This window comes from Achromobacter sp. JD-1 (assembly GCF_038594925.1).
Lineage (GTDB): Bacteria > Pseudomonadota > Gammaproteobacteria > Burkholderiales > Burkholderiaceae_B > Achromobacter > Achromobacter spanius_C.
Genome location: NZ_JBCGCS010000006.1, coordinates 13,681 through 34,977, shown reverse-complemented (window position 1 = coordinate 34,977; position 21,297 = coordinate 13,681). Strand labels below are relative to the sequence as shown.

General features: G+C 64.4%; 20 protein-coding genes. 11 read left to right on the top strand and 9 right to left on the bottom strand.

Features of this window, described 5'->3' with window-relative positions:
- The first annotated feature begins 120 nt into the window (after positions 1-120).
- The 5 genes from mobB to WBR68_RS11320 all read left to right on the top strand — a co-directional run bounded on the left by mobB (position 121) and on the right by WBR68_RS11320 (position 5,581).
- Positions 121-618, top strand: a complete 498-nt coding sequence (gene mobB / locus WBR68_RS11340; RefSeq protein WP_127184462.1) for a molybdopterin-guanine dinucleotide biosynthesis protein B — start codon at positions 121-123, stop codon at positions 616-618.
- Positions 619-802: 184 nt separating this feature from the next.
- Positions 803-2,152 (top strand): MFS transporter, encoded by a 1,350-nt coding sequence (locus tag WBR68_RS11335; protein ID WP_230694258.1) that lies wholly within the window; start codon positions 803-805, stop codon positions 2,150-2,152.
- Positions 2,149-3,168, top strand: a complete 1,020-nt coding sequence (locus tag WBR68_RS11330; protein WP_230694256.1) for a histone deacetylase family protein — start codon at positions 2,149-2,151, stop codon at positions 3,166-3,168. The genes WBR68_RS11335 and WBR68_RS11330 overlap by 4 nt, the downstream gene beginning before the upstream one ends.
- A gap of 68 nt (positions 3,169-3,236) precedes the next feature.
- Complete coding sequence (locus tag WBR68_RS11325; RefSeq protein WP_050444955.1) at positions 3,237-4,208, top strand: LysR family transcriptional regulator; 972 nt, start codon at positions 3,237-3,239, stop codon at positions 4,206-4,208.
- Between the two features lie 77 nt (positions 4,209-4,285).
- Complete coding sequence (locus WBR68_RS11320; protein WP_050444954.1) at positions 4,286-5,581, top strand: O-acetylhomoserine aminocarboxypropyltransferase/cysteine synthase family protein; 1,296 nt, start codon at positions 4,286-4,288, stop codon at positions 5,579-5,581.
- Positions 5,582-5,587: 6 nt separating this feature from the next.
- Here WBR68_RS11320 and WBR68_RS11315 read toward each other — a convergent pair whose 3' ends face one another.
- The gene (locus WBR68_RS11315; protein WP_050444953.1) at positions 5,588-6,046 is read right to left on the bottom strand and encodes a surface-adhesin E family protein; all 459 of its coding nucleotides are present in this window, start codon (positions 6,044-6,046) and stop codon (positions 5,588-5,590) included.
- A 146-nt stretch (positions 6,047-6,192) separates the two neighbouring features.
- Between WBR68_RS11315 and WBR68_RS11310 the strand changes: the two genes are divergently transcribed.
- Positions 6,193-7,515: a hypothetical protein gene (locus WBR68_RS11310; RefSeq protein WP_230694254.1), complete on the top strand. Its 1,323-nt coding sequence runs from the start codon at positions 6,193-6,195 to the stop codon at positions 7,513-7,515.
- Positions 7,516-7,550: 35 nt separating this feature from the next.
- Here WBR68_RS11310 and WBR68_RS11305 read toward each other — a convergent pair whose 3' ends face one another.
- Both WBR68_RS11305 and WBR68_RS11300 read right to left on the bottom strand, forming a co-directional pair.
- Positions 7,551-7,970: a universal stress protein gene (locus WBR68_RS11305; RefSeq protein ID WP_050444951.1), complete on the bottom strand. Its 420-nt coding sequence runs from the start codon at positions 7,968-7,970 to the stop codon at positions 7,551-7,553.
- A complete protein-coding gene (locus tag WBR68_RS11300) occupies positions 7,967-8,974 on the bottom strand; it encodes a TerC family protein (RefSeq protein WP_050444950.1) in 1,008 nt (335 codons plus the stop codon). The genes WBR68_RS11305 and WBR68_RS11300 overlap by 4 nt, the downstream gene beginning before the upstream one ends.
- A 147-nt stretch (positions 8,975-9,121) precedes the next feature.
- Here WBR68_RS11300 and nhaR point away from each other — a divergent pair, with 147 nt between their 5' ends.
- Complete coding sequence (gene nhaR, locus WBR68_RS11295; protein WP_230694253.1) at positions 9,122-10,069, top strand: transcriptional activator NhaR; 948 nt, start codon at positions 9,122-9,124, stop codon at positions 10,067-10,069.
- Here the strand turns inward: nhaR and WBR68_RS11290 are convergent.
- Complete coding sequence (locus tag WBR68_RS11290) at positions 10,051-10,740, bottom strand: GntR family transcriptional regulator (protein WP_050444949.1); 690 nt, start codon at positions 10,738-10,740, stop codon at positions 10,051-10,053. The genes nhaR and WBR68_RS11290 overlap by 19 nt on opposite strands.
- A 132-nt stretch (positions 10,741-10,872) precedes the next feature.
- Here WBR68_RS11290 and araD point away from each other — a divergent pair, with 132 nt between their 5' ends.
- The 3 genes from araD to WBR68_RS11275 all read left to right on the top strand — a co-directional run bounded on the left by araD (position 10,873) and on the right by WBR68_RS11275 (position 14,432).
- Complete coding sequence (gene araD, locus WBR68_RS11285) at positions 10,873-12,603, top strand: L-arabinonate dehydratase (protein WP_230694251.1); 1,731 nt, start codon at positions 10,873-10,875, stop codon at positions 12,601-12,603.
- A gap of 62 nt (positions 12,604-12,665) precedes the next feature.
- Positions 12,666-13,376 carry a ribonuclease activity regulator RraA gene (locus WBR68_RS11280; RefSeq protein WP_050444947.1) on the top strand — a complete coding sequence of 237 codons (711 nt, stop codon included), beginning with the start codon at positions 12,666-12,668 and terminating at the stop codon, positions 13,374-13,376.
- Between the two features lie 69 nt (positions 13,377-13,445).
- Positions 13,446-14,432 carry a Bug family tripartite tricarboxylate transporter substrate binding protein gene (locus WBR68_RS11275; protein WP_127184466.1) on the top strand — a complete coding sequence of 329 codons (987 nt, stop codon included), beginning with the start codon at positions 13,446-13,448 and terminating at the stop codon, positions 14,430-14,432.
- Positions 14,433-14,536: 104 nt separating this feature from the next.
- Here WBR68_RS11275 and WBR68_RS11270 read toward each other — a convergent pair whose 3' ends face one another.
- Together WBR68_RS11270 and WBR68_RS11265 are read right to left on the bottom strand one after the other, a co-directional pair.
- Positions 14,537-15,523 (bottom strand): tripartite tricarboxylate transporter substrate binding protein, encoded by a 987-nt coding sequence (locus tag WBR68_RS11270; protein ID WP_050444945.1) that lies wholly within the window; start codon positions 15,521-15,523, stop codon positions 14,537-14,539.
- A gap of 152 nt (positions 15,524-15,675) precedes the next feature.
- Positions 15,676-16,800 (bottom strand): muconate/chloromuconate family cycloisomerase, encoded by a 1,125-nt coding sequence (locus WBR68_RS11265; RefSeq protein WP_050444944.1) that lies wholly within the window; start codon positions 16,798-16,800, stop codon positions 15,676-15,678.
- A gap of 107 nt (positions 16,801-16,907) precedes the next feature.
- Between WBR68_RS11265 and WBR68_RS11260 the strand changes: the two genes are divergently transcribed.
- Positions 16,908-17,807: a LysR family transcriptional regulator gene (locus tag WBR68_RS11260; RefSeq protein ID WP_050444943.1), complete on the top strand. Its 900-nt coding sequence runs from the start codon at positions 16,908-16,910 to the stop codon at positions 17,805-17,807.
- Between the two features lie 5 nt (positions 17,808-17,812).
- Here the strand turns inward: WBR68_RS11260 and WBR68_RS11255 are convergent, their stop codons facing one another.
- The 3 genes from WBR68_RS11255 to WBR68_RS11245 form a co-directional block, all read right to left on the bottom strand.
- A complete protein-coding gene (locus WBR68_RS11255; protein WP_230694249.1) occupies positions 17,813-18,766 on the bottom strand; it encodes a hypothetical protein in 954 nt (317 codons plus the stop codon).
- Positions 18,767-18,995: 229 nt separating this feature from the next.
- Entirely contained in the window at positions 18,996-20,186 is a 1,191-nt protein-coding gene (locus tag WBR68_RS11250; RefSeq protein WP_230694247.1) for a hypothetical protein, read from the bottom strand.
- A gap of 121 nt (positions 20,187-20,307) precedes the next feature.
- Complete coding sequence (locus WBR68_RS11245) at positions 20,308-21,213, bottom strand: hypothetical protein (RefSeq protein ID WP_230694246.1); 906 nt, start codon at positions 21,211-21,213, stop codon at positions 20,308-20,310.
- Positions 21,214-21,297 lie beyond the last annotated feature (84 nt).

Genomic DNA, 21,297 nt, shown 5'->3' with positions numbered 1-21,297 from the left:
GTGCCCGAAAGCAGGCAAATGCCCTGAAAGCCGAGTCTTTGCTGGCATACTCGCCGCGGACGGACGCCGGGTTGCCCGATGCGCTTTTGTCCCGGGGTGTCCCTTGTTATCGGAGCATGCATGAGCCCAGTTTTTGGTATCGCCGGCCGGTCTGGCAGCGGCAAGACAACCCTGATCGAGGCCATGCTGCCGCTGCTCGCGGCGCGCGGCCTGCGCGTCAATGTCATCAAACACAGTCATCACGACTTTCAGATGGAGCCGCCTGGCAAGGACAGCGCGCGTTTTCGGTTGGCGGGCGCGCAGGAAGTGATGGTGGCCTCGCCCTTCCGCTACGCCATCGTGCACGAACTGCGCGGCGCACCCGAGCCCACGCTGGAAGAACAGGTGGCACGGCTGTCGCCCGCCGACCTGGTGCTGGTCGAAGGCTTCAAGCATGCGGCGATTGCGCGCATCGAGGTCTACCGCCCGGCGCTGGGCAAGCCGCCGTTGCACGCGGAAGACAACGGCTTTCTGGCGGTGGTGAGCGATGCGCCGTTGGACACCACCTTGCCTTGTCTGCCCCTGAATGATCCCGCGCGCGTGGTGGATTTTCTGTGTGGTGTGCTTGGGCTGGCGTGAAAGCGCATGCGATGAACGTGGCTTTCAGCACGGATGGCCAGACCCTCAGGCAGTAAGCCGGCTAAGGGTTTTCCCCTCATTAGGGTAGGTAATCTGGAAGATAAGAAATAAGAATTTTTCTTATGGTGGGGCCGAGGCTATAACGACGGGCTGATTAGCCTCAACCACCTTAAGAGAGACAAGCATGAGGGGAAAACCCGCGACGGGGCACCAGCCGGTGCGTGCGTCCACCGCCGCTTTTGTCGGCACCATGATCGAGTGGTACGACTTCTATATTTACGCCACCGCGGCCGCGCTGGTGTTCGGCAAACTATTCTTTCCGTCGGCCTCGGGCTTCTACGGCACCTTGGCCGCATTTGGCACCTTCGCGGTGGGATTCTTTGCCCGGCCGCTGGGCGGCGCCATCTTCGGCCACATCGGCGACAAGATCGGCCGCAAGAAATCGCTGGTGATCACCTTGGTGATGATGGGCACGGTGACGGTGCTGATCGGCCTCTTGCCCACGCATGATTCCATTGGCGTCTGGGCGCCCGTACTGCTGATTTTGCTGCGCATCGTGCAAGGTATCGCGGTGGGTGGCGAATGGGGCGGGGCGGTGCTGATGGCGGGCGAACATTCGCCGGACAAAAGCAAGCGCACCTTCTTTGCGTCTTTCGCGCAGTTGGGCAGCCCGGCGGGCCTGATCCTGTCGATGCTGATGTTCAAGCTGGTGACCGGGCTGGATGACGAGGCATTCCTCAACTGGGGCTGGCGCGTGCCGTTCCTGTTTTCGGCAGTGCTGCTGGTTGTGGGTTTCGTGATCCGGCTGAGCGTCAACGAGTCTCCCGACTTCGTGGCCGAGCAGGCGGCGCAAGCCACACGCGTTAAATCCGCGTCCTTGCAACCCAGCAAGCCCCAACAGGCCCCGCTGGCCCAGGTGCTGCGCGGCGCGCCAGGCCTGCTGGCAATGGCGGTTGGCGCCAATGTGTTGGGCATTGCCGGCTTCTATTTCACCAATACGTTCATGATTGCCTACACCACGCAGTACGTGGGCTTGAACCGGGCGGTGATCCTGGACTGCCTGCTGCTTGTGTCCATCATGCAGTTCTTCATTACGCCGCTGTCCGCTTATATCGCCAGCCGCGTGGGCAACCTGCGCTTTCTGGGCGTCATGGCCTTCGTGTCGATCTTCACGCCCTATGCCATGTTCAACCTGGTCGACCAGGGCTCGCTTACCAGTATTACGCTGGGGGTGGGCGTGGCGGTACTCTTCATGGGCGCCTACTACGCCGTCATCGCGGGCTATGTCAGCGACAGCTTTCCGACGAGCATCCGCTACACCGGCATTTCGATGGCCTACCAGTTGTCGGGCGCCATCTTCGGCGGCCTGACTCCCTTGCTGGGCACGGTGCTGGCCGAGAATTTCAAGGGGCAGTGGTGGCCGCTGGCGCTGCTGTTCTCGGCGATTTCGTTGCTTTCCCTGGTTTCCGTTTTGCTGCTGGGCAATGTTGGCCAGCGCACCGAGCAACTTCACCTGAAGGATCAGCAAGCATGAAGGCTTTTTTTCACGACGAGCAGAAGCTGCATCATCCGCAGACCTATTTTTCACGCGGCAAGATGCGCACGCCGCAGGAAGTGCCGGCGCGCCTGGACGGGCTGGTGCAGGCGGCCCGCAAGCTGGGCTTTGATGTGCAGGCGCCTGAAGACCGGGGCGCGGGCGCCATTTCCGCCGTACACAGCCTGGACTACCTGCGCTTTCTGCAAAGCGCCCATGAAGACTGGATGAAGCTGCCGGGCGATTGGGGCGGCGAAGTGGTGTCGAACGTCTTCGTGCGCGAACCCAACGCCTTGCGCGGCGTGCTGGCCAAGGCGGGGCGCTATCTGGCCGACGGCAGTTGCCCGGTTGGCCCGCAAACCTGGCAGTCGGCCTATTGGTCGGCGCAATGCGCCGTGGCCGGCGCCGACGCCTTGCTGGCCGGTGACCGCCACGCCTACGCCATCTGCCGCCCGCCCGGTCACCACGCGCGGCGCGACGCGGCCGGTGGGTTCTGCTACCTGAACAACGCCGCCATCGCCGCGCAGCGGCTCACGTCCCAGTTTCCGCGCGTGGCCATCCTGGACACCGACATGCACCATGGCCAGGGCATCCAGGAAATTTTCTACGAACGCAGCGACGTGCTGTACGTGTCGATCCATGGCGACCCTGAAAACTTCTACCCGGTGGTTGCCGGTTTTGAAGACGAGCGCGGCGCGGGCGAGGGCTACGGCTACAACATCAACCTGCCCATGCCGCATGGCTCGCCGGAATCCGTGTTCTTTGAGCGCCTGGCGCAAGCGCGCCGCGCCATTGAGCTGTTCCAGCCCGATGCGCTGGTGCTGTCCCTGGGATTCGACATCTTCGAGAAGGACCCGCAAGCCATGGTCAGCGTGACCGAAGACGGCTTCGAGCGCCTGGGCCGCGAGGTGGGCGGCCTGCGCCTGCCGACGTTGATCGTTCAGGAAGGCGGCTACTATATCGACGGATTGGAATCCAACGCGTCGCGCTTCTTCGCGGGGCTGACCGGCGTTTGACGCGTCGGGCATCGGCCGGGCCGGCGTGGATTCCACCCGGCCTTTTTTTCGACCCCGTCCGCCACGCCATGCCCGAAACGCCTGTTCGCACTCCGCCGTCGCTGCCGCTTGCCCCCGAACGCATGGACTGGAACCTGCTGCGCACGTTCATGTTCGTCGTGCAAGAGCGCGGCGTGGGCCGCGCGGCGCAGGCGCTGCATCTGAGCCAGCCGGCGGTAAGCCAGGCGCTGAAACGCCTGGAAGACGCAGTGGGCGGCCTGCTGCTGCACCGGCGCAACGGCGAATTCCGCCTGACGGGCCTGGGCGATGAAATCTACGCCATCGCGCGCGACATGTACGGCACGATGGCACGCATTGAAAACGCCGCCACGCAGGACCGCGCCGAAATCGCCGGCACCTTGCGGCTGCTGGTGATGAGCAAGGTGCAAAGTCCGGCCTACGACGATTTCCTGGCGCAGTTTCATCGGCGCTATCCCAAGATTGAATTCCACGTTGACGTGTTGCCCAGCGCCGCCATTCTGGACGCGCTGGCCAAGCGCGTGCCCGCCTTGGGCATCTGCTTGTGCCGCCATCCGGTCGACGTGCTGGAGCGCCGGCTGTTCCTGCGCCACCGCTACGCCGTCGTCTGCGGACGCCATCACCCGCTGTTTTCCAAGCCGCGCGTCAGCCTTGAAGACCTGATGGACCAGAACTTTGTATGCTTCGCCAGCGACCAGATTGGCGATACGCTGTCGCCCTTGACGATCTTTCGCGATCAGCAGGGGTTTACGGGGCGTATCGTGGGCACGTCGCCCAACATTGAAGAGATTCACCGCATGGTGGTGGCGGGCATCGGCTTGAGCTTTCTGCCGGAGCACCTGATCCGCCAGGACGTGCTGGGCGGCGACCTGCGCCGGCTGCCGCCCGCCGAGTCGGTGGCCGAAATCGATGTGTTCCTGACCTGGCACAAGCAGCGCAAGCTGACGGCGGTGGAAGTGGCCTATCTGAGCGCCTTTGATCGTTTTCTGAACCGCACGCCGCTGGATTCGCGCGCGGGTTGAACCCTTGAATTCACAACAGGTGGGGCAGGCGCCAATCTGGGCCAACCCCGCCAAAACCGCACTTTCTGGAGAGACAAATGACTGAACCGAAGAAGCCCAACTGGCGTTTGGAAACCGTGGCCGTGCATGGCGGCTACCGCCCGGATCCGACGACGCGCGCCGTGGCCGTGCCCATTTACCAGACCGTGGCTTACGCCTTCGACGATACGCAGCATGGCGCCGACCTGTTCGACCTGAAGGTGCCGGGCAACATCTATACCCGCATCATGAACCCCACGACCGACGTGCTGGAGCAGCGCGTGGCGGCCCTGGAAGGCGGCATCGCGGCGCTGGCGCTGGCCTCGGGCCAGTCGGCCGTGACCTACGCCATCATGACCATCGCCGAAGCGGGCGACAACATCGTGTCGTCCAGCACGCTGTACGGCGGCACCTACAACCTGTTCGCGCATACGCTGCCGCAATACGGCATCACCACGCGCTTTGCCAACCCCAGCGACCTGGCCGCCTTCGAAGCGCAGATCGACGACCGCACCAAGGCCATCTTCGCGGAATCGGTAGGCAACCCGCTGGGCAACATCACCGACATCGCCGCGCTGGCTGAATTGGCGCACCGTCACGGCCTGCCGCTGATCGTGGACAACACCGTGCCGTCGCCGTACCTGCTGCGCCCCATCGAACATGGCGCCGACATCGTGGTGCAGTCGCTGACGAAGTACCTGGGCGGCCATGGCACCAGCCTGGGCGGCGCCATCATTGATTCGGGCAAGTTCCCCTGGGCCGAGCACAAGGCCCGCTTCAAGCGCCTGAACGAACCGGACGTGAGCTACCACGGCGTGGTCTACACCGAAGCCTTCGGCGCGGCCGCCTACATTGGCCGCGCGCGCGTCGTGCCGCTGCGCAATACGGGTGCTGCGATTTCACCGTTCAATTCGTTCCAGATTCTGCAAGGCATCGAAACGCTGGCGCTGCGCGTGGACCGCATCGTTGAAAACGCCGTCAAGGTGGCCAACTTCCTGCGCGAACACCCGAAGGTGGAATGGGTCAACTACGCCGGGCTGCCGGATCACCCGGACCACGCCCTGGCGCAGAAATACCTGGGCGGCAAGGTGCCGGGCTTGTTCACCTTTGGCGTGAAGGGCGGGCGCGATGCCGGCGCGCGCTTCCAGGACGCGCTGCAACTGTTCACGCGCCTGGTCAACATCGGGGATTCGAAGTCACTGGCGACGCACCCCGCGTCCACCACGCACCGCCAACTGAATCCGGAAGAGCTGCAAAAGGCCGGAGTGCGCGAAGAGACCGTGCGCCTGTCGATCGGCATTGAGCACATCGATGACCTGATCGCCGACCTGGAGCAGGCGCTGGCGCAAGTCTGAACGGGGCTACTTGCGCCCGCTCTTACCCGGCGCGGGGCAGACCACGGCGCGCAGCTTGCGCTGGACGGGGTCCCGCGCCACCGGGGCATTGTGGATGCCCGCCACCGGAATTGATTCCACCAAGGCGCCGGTGGCGTCATTGCCGGCGTAGTGCCGGGTTTCGGTGACGGTATAGGTGTCGGCGCTGCAGTTCAAGGTGATGGGCTGCGCCACCGAGCCATAAGTCTGGCCGGTGGTTTCCGATACGCGGTGCTGCGCATAGAACCAGGCGACCGTCACGGCCATGGTCACGGGTTTTTCCGACACGCGGGCAATCGATGCGCTGTCGTAGAACACGCCGGGCATGGTTTGCGGGTCTAGCGGTGTCCACACGACATCGGGCGAGGCGGCGCGCGCCAACGGCACCCAGACGACGGTTCCCAGCAAAGCCAGGGCAATGAAAAGCGGGGCATGCCTTGCGATCATGTCAGGGTTCCGTGGGCGGCCGGTGCAGCGTAAGAGTATGTCACGCCAGTATAGAGAACGTCGGGCAACACGCTATAGTTTCGCCCATTCCCGTTAAAAGATACCCGCCAAAAGGGGGGTGTTCGCGCTACAGAAGCCTTGCCTCCATGAACCTTAGACTGCTTGCCAGCGGTGTTGCGATCGCCGTCGCCGGGTTGATCGGGTATGGCATCTATCAGTTGGTGCCGCAGGGAAAACCCCTGGCGCGCAGCGAGATCATCGGTGAGCTCAATGGCCCGGCGCTGGCGTCGTCGTCGCGGGTGGCGCTGCAACGTTACGGCGAACGGCAGTTGCTGATCGGGCAACGCCTGGTGTCCGCCCAGGACATGGCGGCGTTGGATGCGGCTCCCATGCTGGACGCGCTGGTGCCCGCCCTGAGCGCGCGGCAGCCGAATCCCTGGCTGGTGGCCGACACGCGCAACCTGATTTACGGCGGCCATGGCACGGGGGCATTCGAACTGCTGGGTTCCATCAGCGGAGACGCCGGGGTCAGCCTGATCGGCACGCCGCAAGGTCGCGAGCTGTATCTGGTGACCGGCATTCAACGCCATGCCGACCAGGGTGTGCCGGCCGCGACCTGGGAGGTCCTGCAATCAAATGATCTGGGCGATACCTGGGCGTTGGCCCCCGACGTGGTGCTGGGTGCGCCGCGCCGGCATACGGTATTTCTGACGTCGGATCGCGCGGTGGCCTTGGAGCGGCATGAGGGGCGCCAGCGCTTGCTGTTCAGCCAGGACGGCGCCCGCCATTGGTCGGCCATCTTGCTGGACGAGCAGGTCTGGCCCGACGCCGCCGCGTTCGAGCACGGCTTTCGCGATCGCCTGGCCAAACAGGGCGGCGCGGGCGCGGATGACCCTTTGGCCTACGACTGGTCGCTGTATCCCCTGGATGAGCGCCGCGCCGTGGGGTGGAGCTGGCGCACGCGCATCAGCCTGAATGCCTCGGCCGGAAATCAGGTGCTGGAAACGCGGCGCTTTGAAGTCGAGCTGCAAGACGGGGCGCCGCCCGCGTTCCGCATTACCCAAGACGTGCCGCCGGTTCCGCCTCAGGCGGCGGAGGCCAGCGTCACGCGTGACCAGGCGGTGTTCGAAACCTGGGGCGACGCCATCTACGAACTGGACAAAGCCGAGCGCGTCTGGCGCCGGCGCGCGGCATCGCCAATGGTGCAGGGCCAGCCCAGCTGGATCGGCGATGCCTGGTTCGGGCGCAACGCCTGGGTCATCAAGACCTACGCCGACCACCTGTTTTCGTTCAACGAATACACCAAGACCTATTTCTATACGCGCGACCAAGGCAAGACCTGGCGCCCGTTTCAGATGCCGCTGGACGTAGAGATCGGGCTGCTGGGCCTGGACGCAACGGGAGACGGGCTGTTGTCGCTGGCCCAGCGCGAGGGCAGGACGGTGATTCGGCGCTACCCCCTGGATTGATCCTTCCACCAGCGCCGCCGTCGCCGTCCGCACCGTCAGATCACCAGCACCGGGCAGGGCGCATGCGCCAGGATCCGTCCGCTGACGGACCCCATCAAGGCGTTGATGAGCGGACTGCGGTGATGGGAGCCCAGCACGATTGCGTTGGCCTTGACGCGGGCTGCGTAATCCACGATTTTTCCGGGCGTGAAGCCGATCATTTCGTGGCATTCGAAGTTGATGTTGCCGCTGCGCAGTATGTCCACCACCGAGCGCATCGCCTTGCCGCTTTCTTCGTGATGCCAGGCATCCACTTCGTCCTTGCTGATGAACGCCCTGACATCCCCCGGCACTTCCGGTTCGCAATGCACCACATGCACGACGAAGTCACGGTTCAGCAAGGGAGTCGCGACCAGGTAGCGGGCCGCCTCATCGCTGTACGTCGATCCGTCGGTGGCAAGAATGATCGTGTTCATGGCTGCTCTCCGGTTGGGGACTTCTTCACTTTATTGCGGTTGGCGCTCGCCTTCCGCGTTGGCCAGGCCAGGCTGGCGCCGATGGACGCCGCCAGAACCAGCCCGATAATGCCCAGCGACCAATGCACCGGCACGTGCACCCACTGCGCCGCCAGCATCTTTGCGCCGATGACCATCAGCACGACCGCCAATCCGTATTTCAGGTAGTGAAAGCGGTCGACCATGTTGGCCAGCAGGAAGTAAAGCGCCCGCAGGCCCATGATGGCGAAAATGTTCGACGTGAAAACGATGAAGGGGTCGGTGGTGACGGCGAAAATCGCCGGGATGCTGTCAACGGCGAAGACCAGGTCGGTGGCCTCGATCAGCAGCAGCACCACGAACATCGGCGTCGCGTAGCGCATCCCGTGCAGTTGCACGAAGAAAGCCTGCCCGTGGTAGTCCTTGGTGATGCGCATGGTTGCCCGCATGAAGCGCACCAAGGGGTTGTGCGCAATGTCGGGTTGCTTGCCCGCCGAGGCCAGCATCTTGATGCCGCTCAGTATCAGGAACGCGCCCAGCACGTAGAACATCCATGCAAACTGGGTCAGCAGCCACACGCCGGCCAGTATCATCCCGATGCGCATGAAGATGGCGCCCAGCACGCCATACAGCAGCACGCGCCGCTGCAGTTCGGGGGGCACCGCGAAGTAGGTGAAGATCAGCGAAAACACGAACATATTGTCCGCGGACAGGGACAGTTCGATCAGGTACCCGGTGAAGTACTCCAGCGTTTTTTGATTGGCCACCGCGCGGCTCGCGTTGGCGTCAAGAAACCACCACATCAACAGGCCAAACACCGTCGCCAGCGACGCCCAGGTCAGCACCCAGAAAAGCGCCTCTCGAGGCGACACGCGGTGCGCGCGGTTGCCGCCCAGCGCATACAGGTCAAGCGCCAGCACGGCCACCACGAAAACGATGAATCCCACCCACATCGGCAGGGTGGCAAACGTTTCAACCGGCCCCATAAGCCGCCTCCCGCCCATCACCGCCGGCCGCCGAAAAGCGACCGTAACCGTGAACGATGCAAGATACGAGGCCAGTCTAGAGCTTGCGTATTCTTCGGACAATTCGCATAACATGAACCCATAGTCAGATTTTTTGGAATGATCGCCATGGTCACTCTCAACTACAAACATCTGCGCTATTTCTGGGTGGTTGCCAAGGCCGGCAGCATTGCCCGCGCGGCACAGCAACTGCAGCGCACCCCTCAGTCCATCAGTGGCCAGTTGCAAGACCTGGAATACGCGCTGGGCTCGGCGCTGTTTCGGCGCGTGGGGCGCGGGCTGGAGCTGACTGACATCGGCCGCCGCACGCTGCAGTACGCCGACCGCATCTTCACGCTGGGCGATGAACTGCTGGACGATCTGCGCGACCGCCCCGCACGGCAAGCACTTGATTTCAGGCTGGGCATTGCCGAAGGCGTGCCGAAATCACTGGTGTATCGGATGATTGAGCCGGTGTTGCGGCTGGAAGAGAACGTGCGGTTGATCTGCCGTGAAGGGCGGCTGGCATTTCTGCTGGCGGACCTGGCGGTACATCGCTACGACATGGTGATTGCCGACCGCCCGATGCCGGCCCACCTGAATGTGCGCGGTTTCAGCCACCTGCTGGGCGAAAGCAGCCTGACGTTTTTTGGTGCGCCAGCGTTGCTGGAACAATTGTCGGGCCGCTTTCCCAAGATGCTGGATCAGGCGCCTTTTCTGTTGCCCGGCGAAGACGCGGCGATCCGCCAGCGGCTGCTGCAATGGTTTGATGACCACAATATCCGCCCGCGCATCGTGGGCGAATTCGATGACAGCGCGTTGCTGAATGCGTTCGGTCAAACCGGGGTGGGCCTGTTTGCCGCGCCGACCGCCACGGCCGCCTTCCTGGTCAAGCAGTATCGGGTGCGCACCATCGGCGGCGCCAGCGCCGTCAAAGAACAGCTTTACGCGCTGACCACAGAAAGGCAGTTGCAGCATCCGGCCATCATTGCGCTGCGCAAGGCGGCGCAGGAAGACATCTTCGGCGCCTCTGCGCCGCCCCGCGCGCGCAACCGGACTCAGGCGGCCAACACGTAGTCGGGATAGCGTTTGCAGATCTCGGCCACCTGGCTCAAGGTGCCGGACAAGTGTTCGCGCAGCACCTGCTGCGCGCGCGCCGGTTCCTGCGCGCGGATTGCGTCCAGCAAGCGCTGATGGTCGTCCATGATGCGTTCGGCCTTGCCGGCTTCGGGCAGGTGCAGCCGGCGCAGGCGGTCCAGATGGCCGCTGTAGCGCTGCTCAAGTTCCCACAGGCTCGTCACGCCCGCCGCAATATGCATGTCGCGGTGAAAGGCCTGGTCGGCGTCGATGAACTGTTGGTATTCGCCATTGGCGTGGCTGATGCGCTGCAGGTCGATGCTGGTTTGCAGGCGCTTGTGCAAGGCCGGGTCGGGCTGCTGCGCCAGCAGGTGCACGATTTCCAGTTCCAGCGATTGCCGCAGAAAGTGCGCCTGGCGCGCGGCGGGGATGTCGATGCGGCTGACCACCGTGGTGTGCTGCGGGTAGATCTCGACCAGCGCTTCTTCGGCCAGCCGCATCAGCGCGTCGCGGATGGGGGTTTGGCTCAGGCCATAGCTTTCAGCCAGCGTCACGCGCGACAGCGGGGCGCCGGGGGCGAGTTCCAGCGACACGATCTGTTCGCGTAGATGTTCGAAGACCTGGGGCGCGGCGTGGCGCGAGCGGTCCAGTCTGAGCTTGGGGCTTTGCATCAGGGGGCCTGACGGGAGTACGGTAGGAAAGCCCGCAGTGTAGCGGGTTTTCACCTAGCTGACGCACTAATGTATTAGTGTTTAAATGGCTCCATTCCACATCGTCATTGCTCCCAATTCCCCCATATCCCTATGAAACGTACCTACGAAAGTCTGCGCAGCGCCGCCTGGATGGCCAAGGACGACCTGCGTTCGTTCGGCCATCGGTCCCGCATGATGCAAATGGGCTATGCCCCGGACGACTGGGTCGGCCGGCCCATCATCGCCATCATCAACACCTGGTCCGACCTGAACCCCTGTCACAGCCACTTCAAGCAACGCGTGGAAGACGTGAAACGCGGCGTGTTCCAGGCGGGCGGGTTTCCGGTGGAACTGCCGGCGATTTCGGTGTCGGAATCGTTCGTGAAGCCCACCACCATGCTCTATCGCAACTTCCTGGCCATGGAAACCGAAGAGCTGCTGCGCAGCCATCCGGTGGATGGCGCGGTGCTGATGGGCGGTTGCGACAAGACCACGCCGGGCTTGCTCATGGGCGCCATCAGCGCCGGGCTGCCGTGCGTGTACGTGCCCGCCGGCCCCATGCTGCGCGGCAACTGGAAGGGCAAGATCCTGGGCTCGGGCTCTGATGCCTGGAAGCTCTGGGACGAGCGCCGCGCGGGCAAGATCACCCAGGAACAATGGACCGAAGTGGAAGGGGGCATTGCCCGCAGCTACGGCACCTGCATGACGATGGGCACGGCCAGCACCATGACCGCCATCGCGGAATCCATCGGCATGACGCTGCCGGGCGCGTCCTCGATTCCCGCCGCCGACGTCAACCACATGCGCATGTCCGCCGAATGCGGCCGCCGCGTGGTGGACATGGTCTGGGACGACCTGACCCCCAAGCGCATCCTGAGCATGGCTTCGTTCAAGAACGCCATCAACGTGGCCATGGCCATGGGCTGTTCCACCAACGCCATCATTCACCTGGTGGCCATGTCGCGCCGCGCCGGCCACGCCGTGGGCCTGGAAGATTTTGATGCCGCCAGCCGCAAGGTGCCGGTCATTGCCAACATCCGGCCCAGCGGCGACACCTATCTGATGGAAGACTTCTATTACGCGGGCGGCTTGCCGGCGTTGATGACGCGCCTGGAAGGCCACCTGGACCTGTCGGCCATGACGGTTACCGGCAAGACGCTGGGCGAAAACATCGCCGGCGCCGAGGTCTATAACGACGACGTGATCCGCAAGCTGGACACCGCCATCTACGACGAAGGCGCGCTGGCCGTGCTGCGCGGCAATATCGCGCCCGACGGCTGCGTCATCAAGCCCAGCGCCTGCGCGCCGCAGTTCTTGCAGCACACCGGCCCGGCGCTGGTGTTCGACGACTACCCCAGCATGAAGGCCGCGGTGGACGACGAAGACCTGGACGTGACGCCGGAACACATCATGATCCTGCGCAATGCCGGCCCGCAAGGCGGCCCCGGCATGCCGGAGTGGGGCATGCTGCCCATTCCCACCAAGCTGGTGAAGCAGGGCGTGCGCGACATGCTGCGCCTGTCGGACGCCCGCATGAGCGGCACCAGCTACGGCGCCTGCATTCTGCACGCCGCGCCCGAATCGTACGTGGGCGGACCGCTGGCGTTCGTGAAGACGGGCGACCTGATCACGGTCGATGTGCCGGCCCGCAGCATCCACCTGAACATCAGCGACGAAGAGCTCGCCGCTCGCCGCGCCGCCTGGACGCCGCCGCCCAAGCGCTACGAGCGCGGCTACGGCTGGATGTATTCCAAGCACATCCTGCAAGCCAACGACGGCTGCGATTTTGATTTCCTGGAAACCGAGTTTGGCGCGCCCGTGCCGGAACCCGAGATTTTCTAGCCCGGTTTGCTTATTGCTTATTACCCATTCCTTGCCTATTGCCCGGAGCCATCGTGTCCCAAATGAATCCCGAAACCCGTGCCCGCCTGTCCGGCATCAGCACGGCCACCTTGTGCACCGCGCTGTTCAAACGCGGCCTGCGCAATCAGTTCATCCAGGACGTGCGTCCGCTGAACGCCAAGCTGCCCAATATGGTCGGCCCGGCCTTCACGCTGCGCTACATCCCGGCCCGCGAAGACCTGAACACGATCAAGGTGTTTGAAGACCGCTCGCACCCGCAGCGCGTGGCCGTCGAGACCTGCCCGGAAGGCGCGGTGCTGGTCATGGACAGCCGCAAGGACGCGCGCGCCGCGTCCGCCGGTTCCATCCTGATCACGCGCCTGATGAAGCGCGGCGTGGCGGGCGTGGTCACCGACGGTGGCTTTCGCGATTCCCCGGAAATTGCCGAACTGGGCTTCGCTGCTTACCACCAGCGCCCGTCGGCCCCCACCAACCTGACCTTGCATCAGGCGCTGGACATCAACGAACCCATCGGCTGCGGCGACGTGGCGGTGTGGCCCGGCGACATCGTCGTGGGCGACCGTGAAGGCGTGGTGGTGATTCCGGCGCATCTGGCCGACGAGATCTCGATTGAAGCGGTGGAAATGACCGCCTTCGAAGACTTCGTGACCAGCCAGGTGCAGCAGGGCGCGTCCATTCTGGGCCTGTACCCGCCCACCGACCCGGGCACCAAGGACAAATTCGCCGCCTGGCGTAAAGAACAAGGCCGTTGAGCTTTGCCGCCGGCCGCCCGGCCGGCGTTCCATACCAATAAGTCTATAAATCAAGGCAGGAGACAATCCATGAATACGCAACGACGCAGCGCGTTGGGCGCGCTGCTGGCCGGCGCCCTGTTTGCGCTGGCCATGCCCGCCAGCGCCGCCGACTGGCCCGCGCAAAAGCCTATTTCCTATGTGGTGCCTTTCACTGTGGGCGGTTCCACCGACGTGGTCGGCCGCGTGTTGGCCCAGAAGCTGGCTGACCGCCTGCACCAGAACGTCATCGTTGAAAACAAGCCCGGCGCGGCCGGTGGTATCGGCGCCACCTACGTGGCCAAGGCCGCGCCCGACGGCTACACCTTGTTTGGCGGCACCATCAGCACGCACGCCATCAACGCCAGCCTGTACAAGAACCTGAAGTACGACCCGGTCAAGGACTTCGAGCCGGTGTCGTTGATTGCCTACCTGCCCAACGTGCTGCTGGTGGACCCGAACCTGGGCGTGAACTCCGTGGCCGACCTGATCGCGCTGCTCAAGCGCGATCCCAACAAACGCACCTTCGCCTCGTCTGGCGCGGGCACGTCCACGCACCTGGCCGGTGAATTGTTTTCCAGCATGATCGGCGTGCCGCTCACGCACGTGCCGTACAAGGGCACACCGCCCGCCATGGTGGACGTGTCGTCCGGCGCGGTGACCTTCATGTTCGACCAGATGACGGCCGCGCTGCCGCTGCTGCAAACCGGCAAGCTGAAACTGCTGGCCGTCACCTCCAAAGACCGCATTGCGCTGGCGCCCGATGTGCCCACCATGCAGGAAGCCGGCGTGCCGGGCTTCCAGATGGCGTCCTGGCAGGCTGTCTACGCGCCCAAGGGCACGCCCAAGCCGATCCTGGACAAGCTGGCGGCGGAAATTGCCCTGATCCTGAAAGAGCCGGACGTGCAGGAAAAGCTGGGCAAGACCATGGGCATGCAGCTTGTGGGCAGCACGCCCGATCAACTGCGCGCGCTGATGGCCACGGAAATTCCGCGTTGGGCGGAAGTGGTGAAAAAGTCCGGGGCGACGGTGGAGTGATCCACGGGGAATGACCCACTGTGCAATGACTTCTGCTTAAGGCTGGCAAAACGCCCACGTGCACGCAAGTGCGACGTGGGCGTTTTACATGGGGGTGCAAAGTCTTAGTTGACCTTGATGTTCCGTTCCTTCACCAGCGTCTTCCACTGCGCCGTTTCCTTGGCCAGATGGTCGCGCAGCGCCTCGGGCGAACCGCCGATGGATTCCGCGCCAATCGAATCCAGCGTGGCCCGGACCTTGGGTTCGGCCAGCGCAACGCGCATGGCTTCGTTCAGCTTGGCCACCACTTCCGGCGGCGTGCCGGCGGGGGCGAAGGCGGCAAACCAGGGCATCAGTTCATAGCCCGGCACGCCCGCTTCCTGCATCGTCGGCACGTCGGGCAGGGCGGCGGAGCGCTTGGCGGTGGTCACGCCCAACGCGCGCAGCTTGCCCGTGGCAATGTGCGGCTTGGCCGACGTGATGCTGTCGAACATGTAGTCCACTTGGCCGCCCAAAAGGTCGGCCACGGCGGGGCCGCTGCCTTTGTAGGGCACGTGCAGCATCTCGACACCCGTCATCGACACGAACAATTCGCCCGCCAGGTGGATGGACGTGCCGACGCCGGCCGAGGCGTAGGTGTAGTGATTGGGCTGGGCCTTGGCCTTGGCGATGACGTCCGCCACGCTGGTGGCGCCGGTGCGCTCGGGGTTGGTGACCAGCACGTTGGGCACCACGGCCAGCAGCGAGATCGGGGCGAAGTCCTTGATGGGGTCGTAATTCAGGTCGGTGTACAAGGCCGGGTTCACGGCCATGCCGTTGGCCACGATCAGGATGGTGTAGCCGTCAGGCTTGGAACGCGCCACGCCGGCCGCGCCGATGTTGCCGCCCGCGCCCGCGCGGTTTTCCACGATGAACGTGGTGTTGAGCTGCTTGCCCATCGATTCGCTCAGCGTGCGGGCGATGCTGTCCATGGCGCCGCCGGGCGGGAAGGGCACGACCCACTTGACCGGGCGGTCGGGGTAGCTATCGGCCAGCGCGGCGGACGTGCCGCCCAGCAAGGACAGGGCCAGGATGGCGCGGGCAAAGGGTTTGATTACATGGCGCAGGCGCATGGTTGTCTCCGTGGTGCTTGATGGTTGGTGGGCGCGCTCTTGGCGGCGCGGGCCCGTCTTGCCGGGTATGAAAGCGTTATCCGTTAACGGTGCTTGGCGTTCGTCAGTGTTTGGTGGTGGTCGATCGTGTTTGATAGGGGGGGCAGCCGCGCTTAGCGGTCGCGGCGGTAGAAATTCAATTTGTCTTCGTCCAGCGTCAACCCCAGGCCGGGGCCGTCGGGCAGTTCCAGTTCAAAGTCGGCGTAGCGCGGCGGGTTCGCCACGATGTCGTCCTTCAGCAGCAGCGGGCCGAACAGCTCCGTGCCCCACGACAGGCGGGGCAGGCAGGCAAAGCCGTGCGCCGACGCGATGGACCCCACCGAGCCTTCCAGCATGGTGCCGCCATACAGCGACATGCCCGCCGCGTCGCCCACGGCCGCCGTGCGCAGCATTTCATACAAGCCGCCGGACTTGGCGATCTTCAAGGCCAGCACATCGGCCGCGCCCTGGCGCGCGATCTCCAGCGCATCCTCGGGGCCGTTGACGGCTTCGTCCGCCATGATGGGCACCACGAAGCGCGCCGCCAGCCGCGCCATGCCGGCCAGGTTGGCGCGCGGAATGGGTTGTTCGATCAGGTCCACGCCCGCCGCTTCCAGCCGGGCGATGGCGCCGGCAGCATCCGCTTCGTTCCAGGCCTGGTTCACGTCCACCGTGACGCGGGCGCGGTCGCCCAGCGCCTGCTTGATGCGCGACACGTGCGCCACGTCTTCCGACACGGCGCGCCGGCCCACCTTCAGCTTGAAGGTGTTGTGGCGGCGGCTTTGCAACAGCGATTCGGCTTCCTCGATATCGCGCGCGGTGTCGCCGCTGGCCAAGGTCCACAACACGGGCAGGCGCTTGCGTACCGCGCCGCCCAGCAAGGTGGACACCGGCACGTTCAGGCGCTTGCCTTGCGCGTCCAGCAGCGCGGTTTCCAATGCCGACTTGGCGAAGCGATTGCCGCGCGCCACCTTGTCCAGCCGCTGCATGGCGGCGTGGATATTGGTGGCGTCACCGCCCGCCAGCGCGGGCGCCAGATAGGTATCGATGGCCAGTTTGATGCCTTCGGGGCTTTCTTCTCCGTAGGACAGACCGCCGATGGTGGTGGCTTCGCCTATGCCTTCGATGCCGTCGCTGCACGTCAGCCGCACAATCACCAGCGTCTGGCGCTGCATGACCGCCATGGCCAGTTGATGGGCGCGGATGGTGGGCAGGTCCACCAGAATGGCCTGGACCGAGAGAATGCTTACCGGATTCATACTTTTACTGCCAAGGGTTGAGCACAAACCGCAGTATGGCTTGTGCTTTCCGCGCCAGTCCAAGACTATATGGGTTTCCATTAATACCTTTAAGGTCTAGGTCAGCCATGGAACTCAGGCACCTCCGGTATTTCCAGGCGGTAGCGGAAGAGGGCAGTTTCACGCGCGCCGCCGTCCGCCTGCACATCGCCCAGCCGCCGCTCAGCCGCCAGATACGCCAGCTTGAGGACGAGCTGGGCGTGCTGCTGTTTGAACGCACGACGCGCGCGCTGCGCCTGACCGAGGCCGGGCGCTTTCTGTTGGAGCAGTCGCGCCTGCTGACAGCCCGGCTGGAAGAGGTGCTGGAAGGCACGCGCCGGCTGGGGCAGACTCAGCGGCGCTGGTTCGGTATTGGTTTCGTGCCGTCGACGCTATATGGATTCGTGCCGGAATTGATCCGGCAACTGCGCAGTGCCGACCCGCAAGTGGAAGTAGGGCTGATGGAAATGACGACCTTGCCGCAGCTGGAGGCGCTGAAGGCCGGTCGCATCGACCTGGGCATCGGCCGGATCCTGCTGGACGACCCGGCCATTGAACGGCGGGTGCTGATGACGGAAGCCCTGGTGGCCGCCGTGCCCCTGCACCACCCCTTGGCGGGCGCGCCCAGCGTGTCGGTGGCGCGCCTGGCGCAAGAACCCTTTGTGCTGTATCCGGCGCGGCCCCGGCCCAACTTCGCGGACCACGTGCTGGGGCTGTTCCGCGCGGCCGGTCATTCGCTGCAAGTGGTGCAAGAGGCCAATGAATTGCAGACGGCAATTGGGCTGGTCGCGGCGGGCTTGGGGGTAACGGTGGTGCCGGCATCCGTGCAGCGCTTGCAGCGTCAGGACGTGGCGCATGTGCCGATCGAGGGCGATGGCTTTGTGTCGCCGGTAATTGCCAGCTATCGCAAGGACGACGGGTCGGCATTCCTGGCGCGCGCGCTGAGCCTGGCGCAAACCTTGGCATCCCGCAGCGAAACGCCCGCCTGACCCCTTCAGAAGCTGACCGCCAGCCCCACCGAAAACCCCGACACATTGGTGCCGAACACATAACGGCCCACCAGCCGCGTGCGGGTGATGATGACGTCGTAGGCGCTGGAATCCAGTTCCAGGCCCGCGCCCACGGACGTCAGGCGGTCAAAGCCCAGCACGCCGCGCTGGTCGCCCAGGAATTCGGAGTGCGTCAGTTCCAGCACATAGCGCAGCGGCCGTTGCAGCAGCACGATGCCCGTGGGCGCCCGGTAGCGCGCCCACAGGTTGGCCGATTGCGCGGTGGCGTTGCCCTGTACGGCGGCAGAACTGGAGAAGCTCTTCAGGCGAATGTCCGAATAGCGCAGTTCCACGTCCACTTCGTAGCCGGGCCGGTAGTGCTCGTAATCCAGCATCAGCGAGCCGCCCAGGCCGTAGGCGTTCAAGGACCCGCGGTCCAGGAAATCAACGTCGGTGCCGGTTTGCCGCCCCACATACCAGCTTGCGGCGCGCAGGTCGCTGGTGACGTTGCCCAGCGCCACGTTGAAGATGGGGCGCAGCTTCAGTTCATCGGTCAGCTTGAAGTCCCAGCCGATGCCGCCAGTGGCCGACAGGCTGTTCCATTTGGTGGGGATGCTGCGGCTTTCTGCGCCCTGGGTGGCCACGAAGGTGGGGTCGTAGCGGCTGCCGGCCAATACGCCTTCCAGGTAGATGGGCACCGAATCCGAAATGGTGTCGCCGCCGCCCAACTGCGTCATGAAGAACTCGGTGGACCCCGAGGTGGACCCACCGCCGCTGCCGATGGACAGCGAACTGGTCGTGATGTCAGGCACGATGGAAAACGACATCAAGGCCAAGACGCCGTTGGCGCGCTTTTGCAGATCGTCCTTGCTGAGTCGCAGCGCTTGCGCGTTGGCGTCGGGCAGCACGGCCAGCGCGATCAGCACGGCCACCAAGCTCACTTTCCGTTTTGTCGCCATGTCGATGAGCCGTGTTGACCAGGGGTCGCAACGCTGGATAGGGCAAGCATGCCTGGCATGGCAGGACGCATCGGGGAGGTGACGCGCTTGCCCGCACCAGGAGGGTATAGAGGCATGCGGCTAGGTGACCGCCGCGAAAATCAGAATACAGAACTCTTTTTGTTTTTTCCAGACTTTCAGTCCGCGCGTCCAGGATCAAGCCTGGGGTCAGGTGTCGGTCCGGCCCGGATCAGGCAGCGGCGGACCAGGCCATGCCGGGCTCGGCGCATTCCGGTAGCACCATGTCCGAGTGCCCCGGACCCACCCAGCGCACCCGTTCGCGCGTGGCGTCAATGCAACCGCCTTGCGCGTACACGCCCTGCGGATCGCGGATGCGCGCCATGCGTAGAAGCACGGCGGCGGTGGCCGTGGGGTCGGCCAAGGTTTGCCGCACGCGCTCGCGGACGATCTGTTCGTCCATATAGGGCTTGCCCGTGGCGTCGGTGCGCAGGCCATGGCGCCAATGGAAGATCTCCACGCATTTGGATGTCAATGTGTAGGGCTCGCCGTGTTCCCAGAAATTGTTGAACTGGCCGTTGCCCAGATAAAACACCCACGACCCCTCGTAACCTTCCACGTCGGAGGACACGGGGTCGGGGTTGCGGAACCACAGCCGGTCACCCGGCACGTAAAAGCGTTGCGGCAAAGGCGCGTCCAGGGACCCGTATTCGTGCAGGAAGGCTTCATGAAAACGGCCGGACATGACGGCGCGGGTTTCCCATTGGCGTTGCAGGCGGCTGGCAAGATCGGGGTTGGCGTGCTGGAGCTCTTGCGCAATGCCCAGCACGGTCACGTATTCCGTCGCGCGATAGCACGAGAACGCATACAACTGCCCCGACGCCTCGGGCTGCGTCGCCTTGCGCAAGCCCTCGATCAACGAGCGCCCCGGCAAGATGGTGAAGCCGCGCGTTTCGTCGTAAGTCCAGTAGTCTTCGGGGCGTTCCGCATGTTCGGTGTCAAACGCCAGCGCCGTCTTGCGGGCGGCCTGCACAATGTAGCGCCGGATCCGCACGGCGGACGCCAGTTCGGCCACGTTGGGAAAGGTGAACGGTACGGGGCTGGCCAGCATCGCCAGCAGGATTTCGCGGTCCAGGTCGCCGGTGTCGGTGTCGGGCCGCAAGCCCAACTTACGCGCCACGTCGGTGGTGTTGTGTTGCGGCAGGAACGTCTGGGCAAAGGCGGCGTGCAGCCAGGCATGCGCCCCGGCCGTGGCCCCGGTCAGGCCTGCGCAGATGGCCGCCTGGCGCAGCCCGGTCTGCGCCAGGAACTGGTCCAGTTCAGCCAGTGCTTTGCTTGCATAGTGGGAACCGGGAGAGTCGGGAGACTCGATGCGTATGCCGCCCCGAGGCGGGGGAACCAAAGTTTGCTCAAAAAACCGCATGAAAGTCCAAGCCGAATAGTGGAACAGCATCCATGTGGAAATTGTAGGCAGGCGGCCTTAATAGCACCTGTACGCAAGCGGTATTTGTGCCTGGACGGGATGGGCTGCCTGCCCCGTTTGCCTATTTGGCGACGTAAACCTGGGAGGCGGCATCAAAGGCATATACGGCTACGTCCGCTGCGCCCAGTTGGCGCGTCTTGTTCGGCCCGGAAATCGTGGTGCCGCTGGGTTTGACGGTCACCGTGGGCATGTCCTGCCGGCCGTCCTGGGAAAAGACCAGTTCGCCCGTGCTGGACGTGCAGGGCATGACGTCGCCATCGGCGCAGGCCGCGCTGTTGTCTTCGCCGGTCGGCACGCTACCCACATAGGTCCAGACGTGGCCGTCGATGTCGTTTTTCAAGCGTTCGGGGTTGAAAACCAGCAGGGCATAGCCGTCGCTGGTGATGCCGTTGTCAAAGTTGGTGGTGGGCACGGCCAGCAGCAGCTTGCCGGCCGGGGTGCGATGTTCCCGCGGCTTGCGGCCGGTGTCGACATCTTCGCCGCGCTCGTACGCGCCAAATTCACCGATGGTGGGCTCCATGCCACGGAATTTCCAGGGTGTGTCGGAGGCCGGGTCGGTCAGGACGAAAGTGGCCTCGGCCAGGTTCACCCGCGTGCCGGGACCAGCTTCGTGTTCCGCTTCGGTCTGAGCGCCCGCCGCCTGGGTGTAGCGGGGGGCGGTCTGCCAGGCGAAGCCGGTGTAATAGTGCGTGCCTTCGGATTCGAACGCATGGCCGAACCAGTAGGTGGCGATGCGGCCATTCTCGACCTCGACCGTCGTTTCGCCCTTACCGTCAATCTGAAAAAGGGTGTCCATCACCGTGGCGGCGTCGGGCGGCGTGACGGCCGCCGCGGCTTGCCGCGAGAGGGAGCCGGGCGCGTTGGGCGCGGCGGCGGTGGGCGTCGTGGCCAGGGCGGCAAACGCTACGGCAAGCAGGCTGGCCAAGGTCGCGCGCAGGGTTGGGGAGGCCTTCAAGGAGGAGGTCATAGCGGTTACGTTGTTATGTTGTTTTCGATTTGCAGCGGGCAGTTCGCGCCGATCATCTAGTCGGTGACAAGCGCCTGGGGCCTG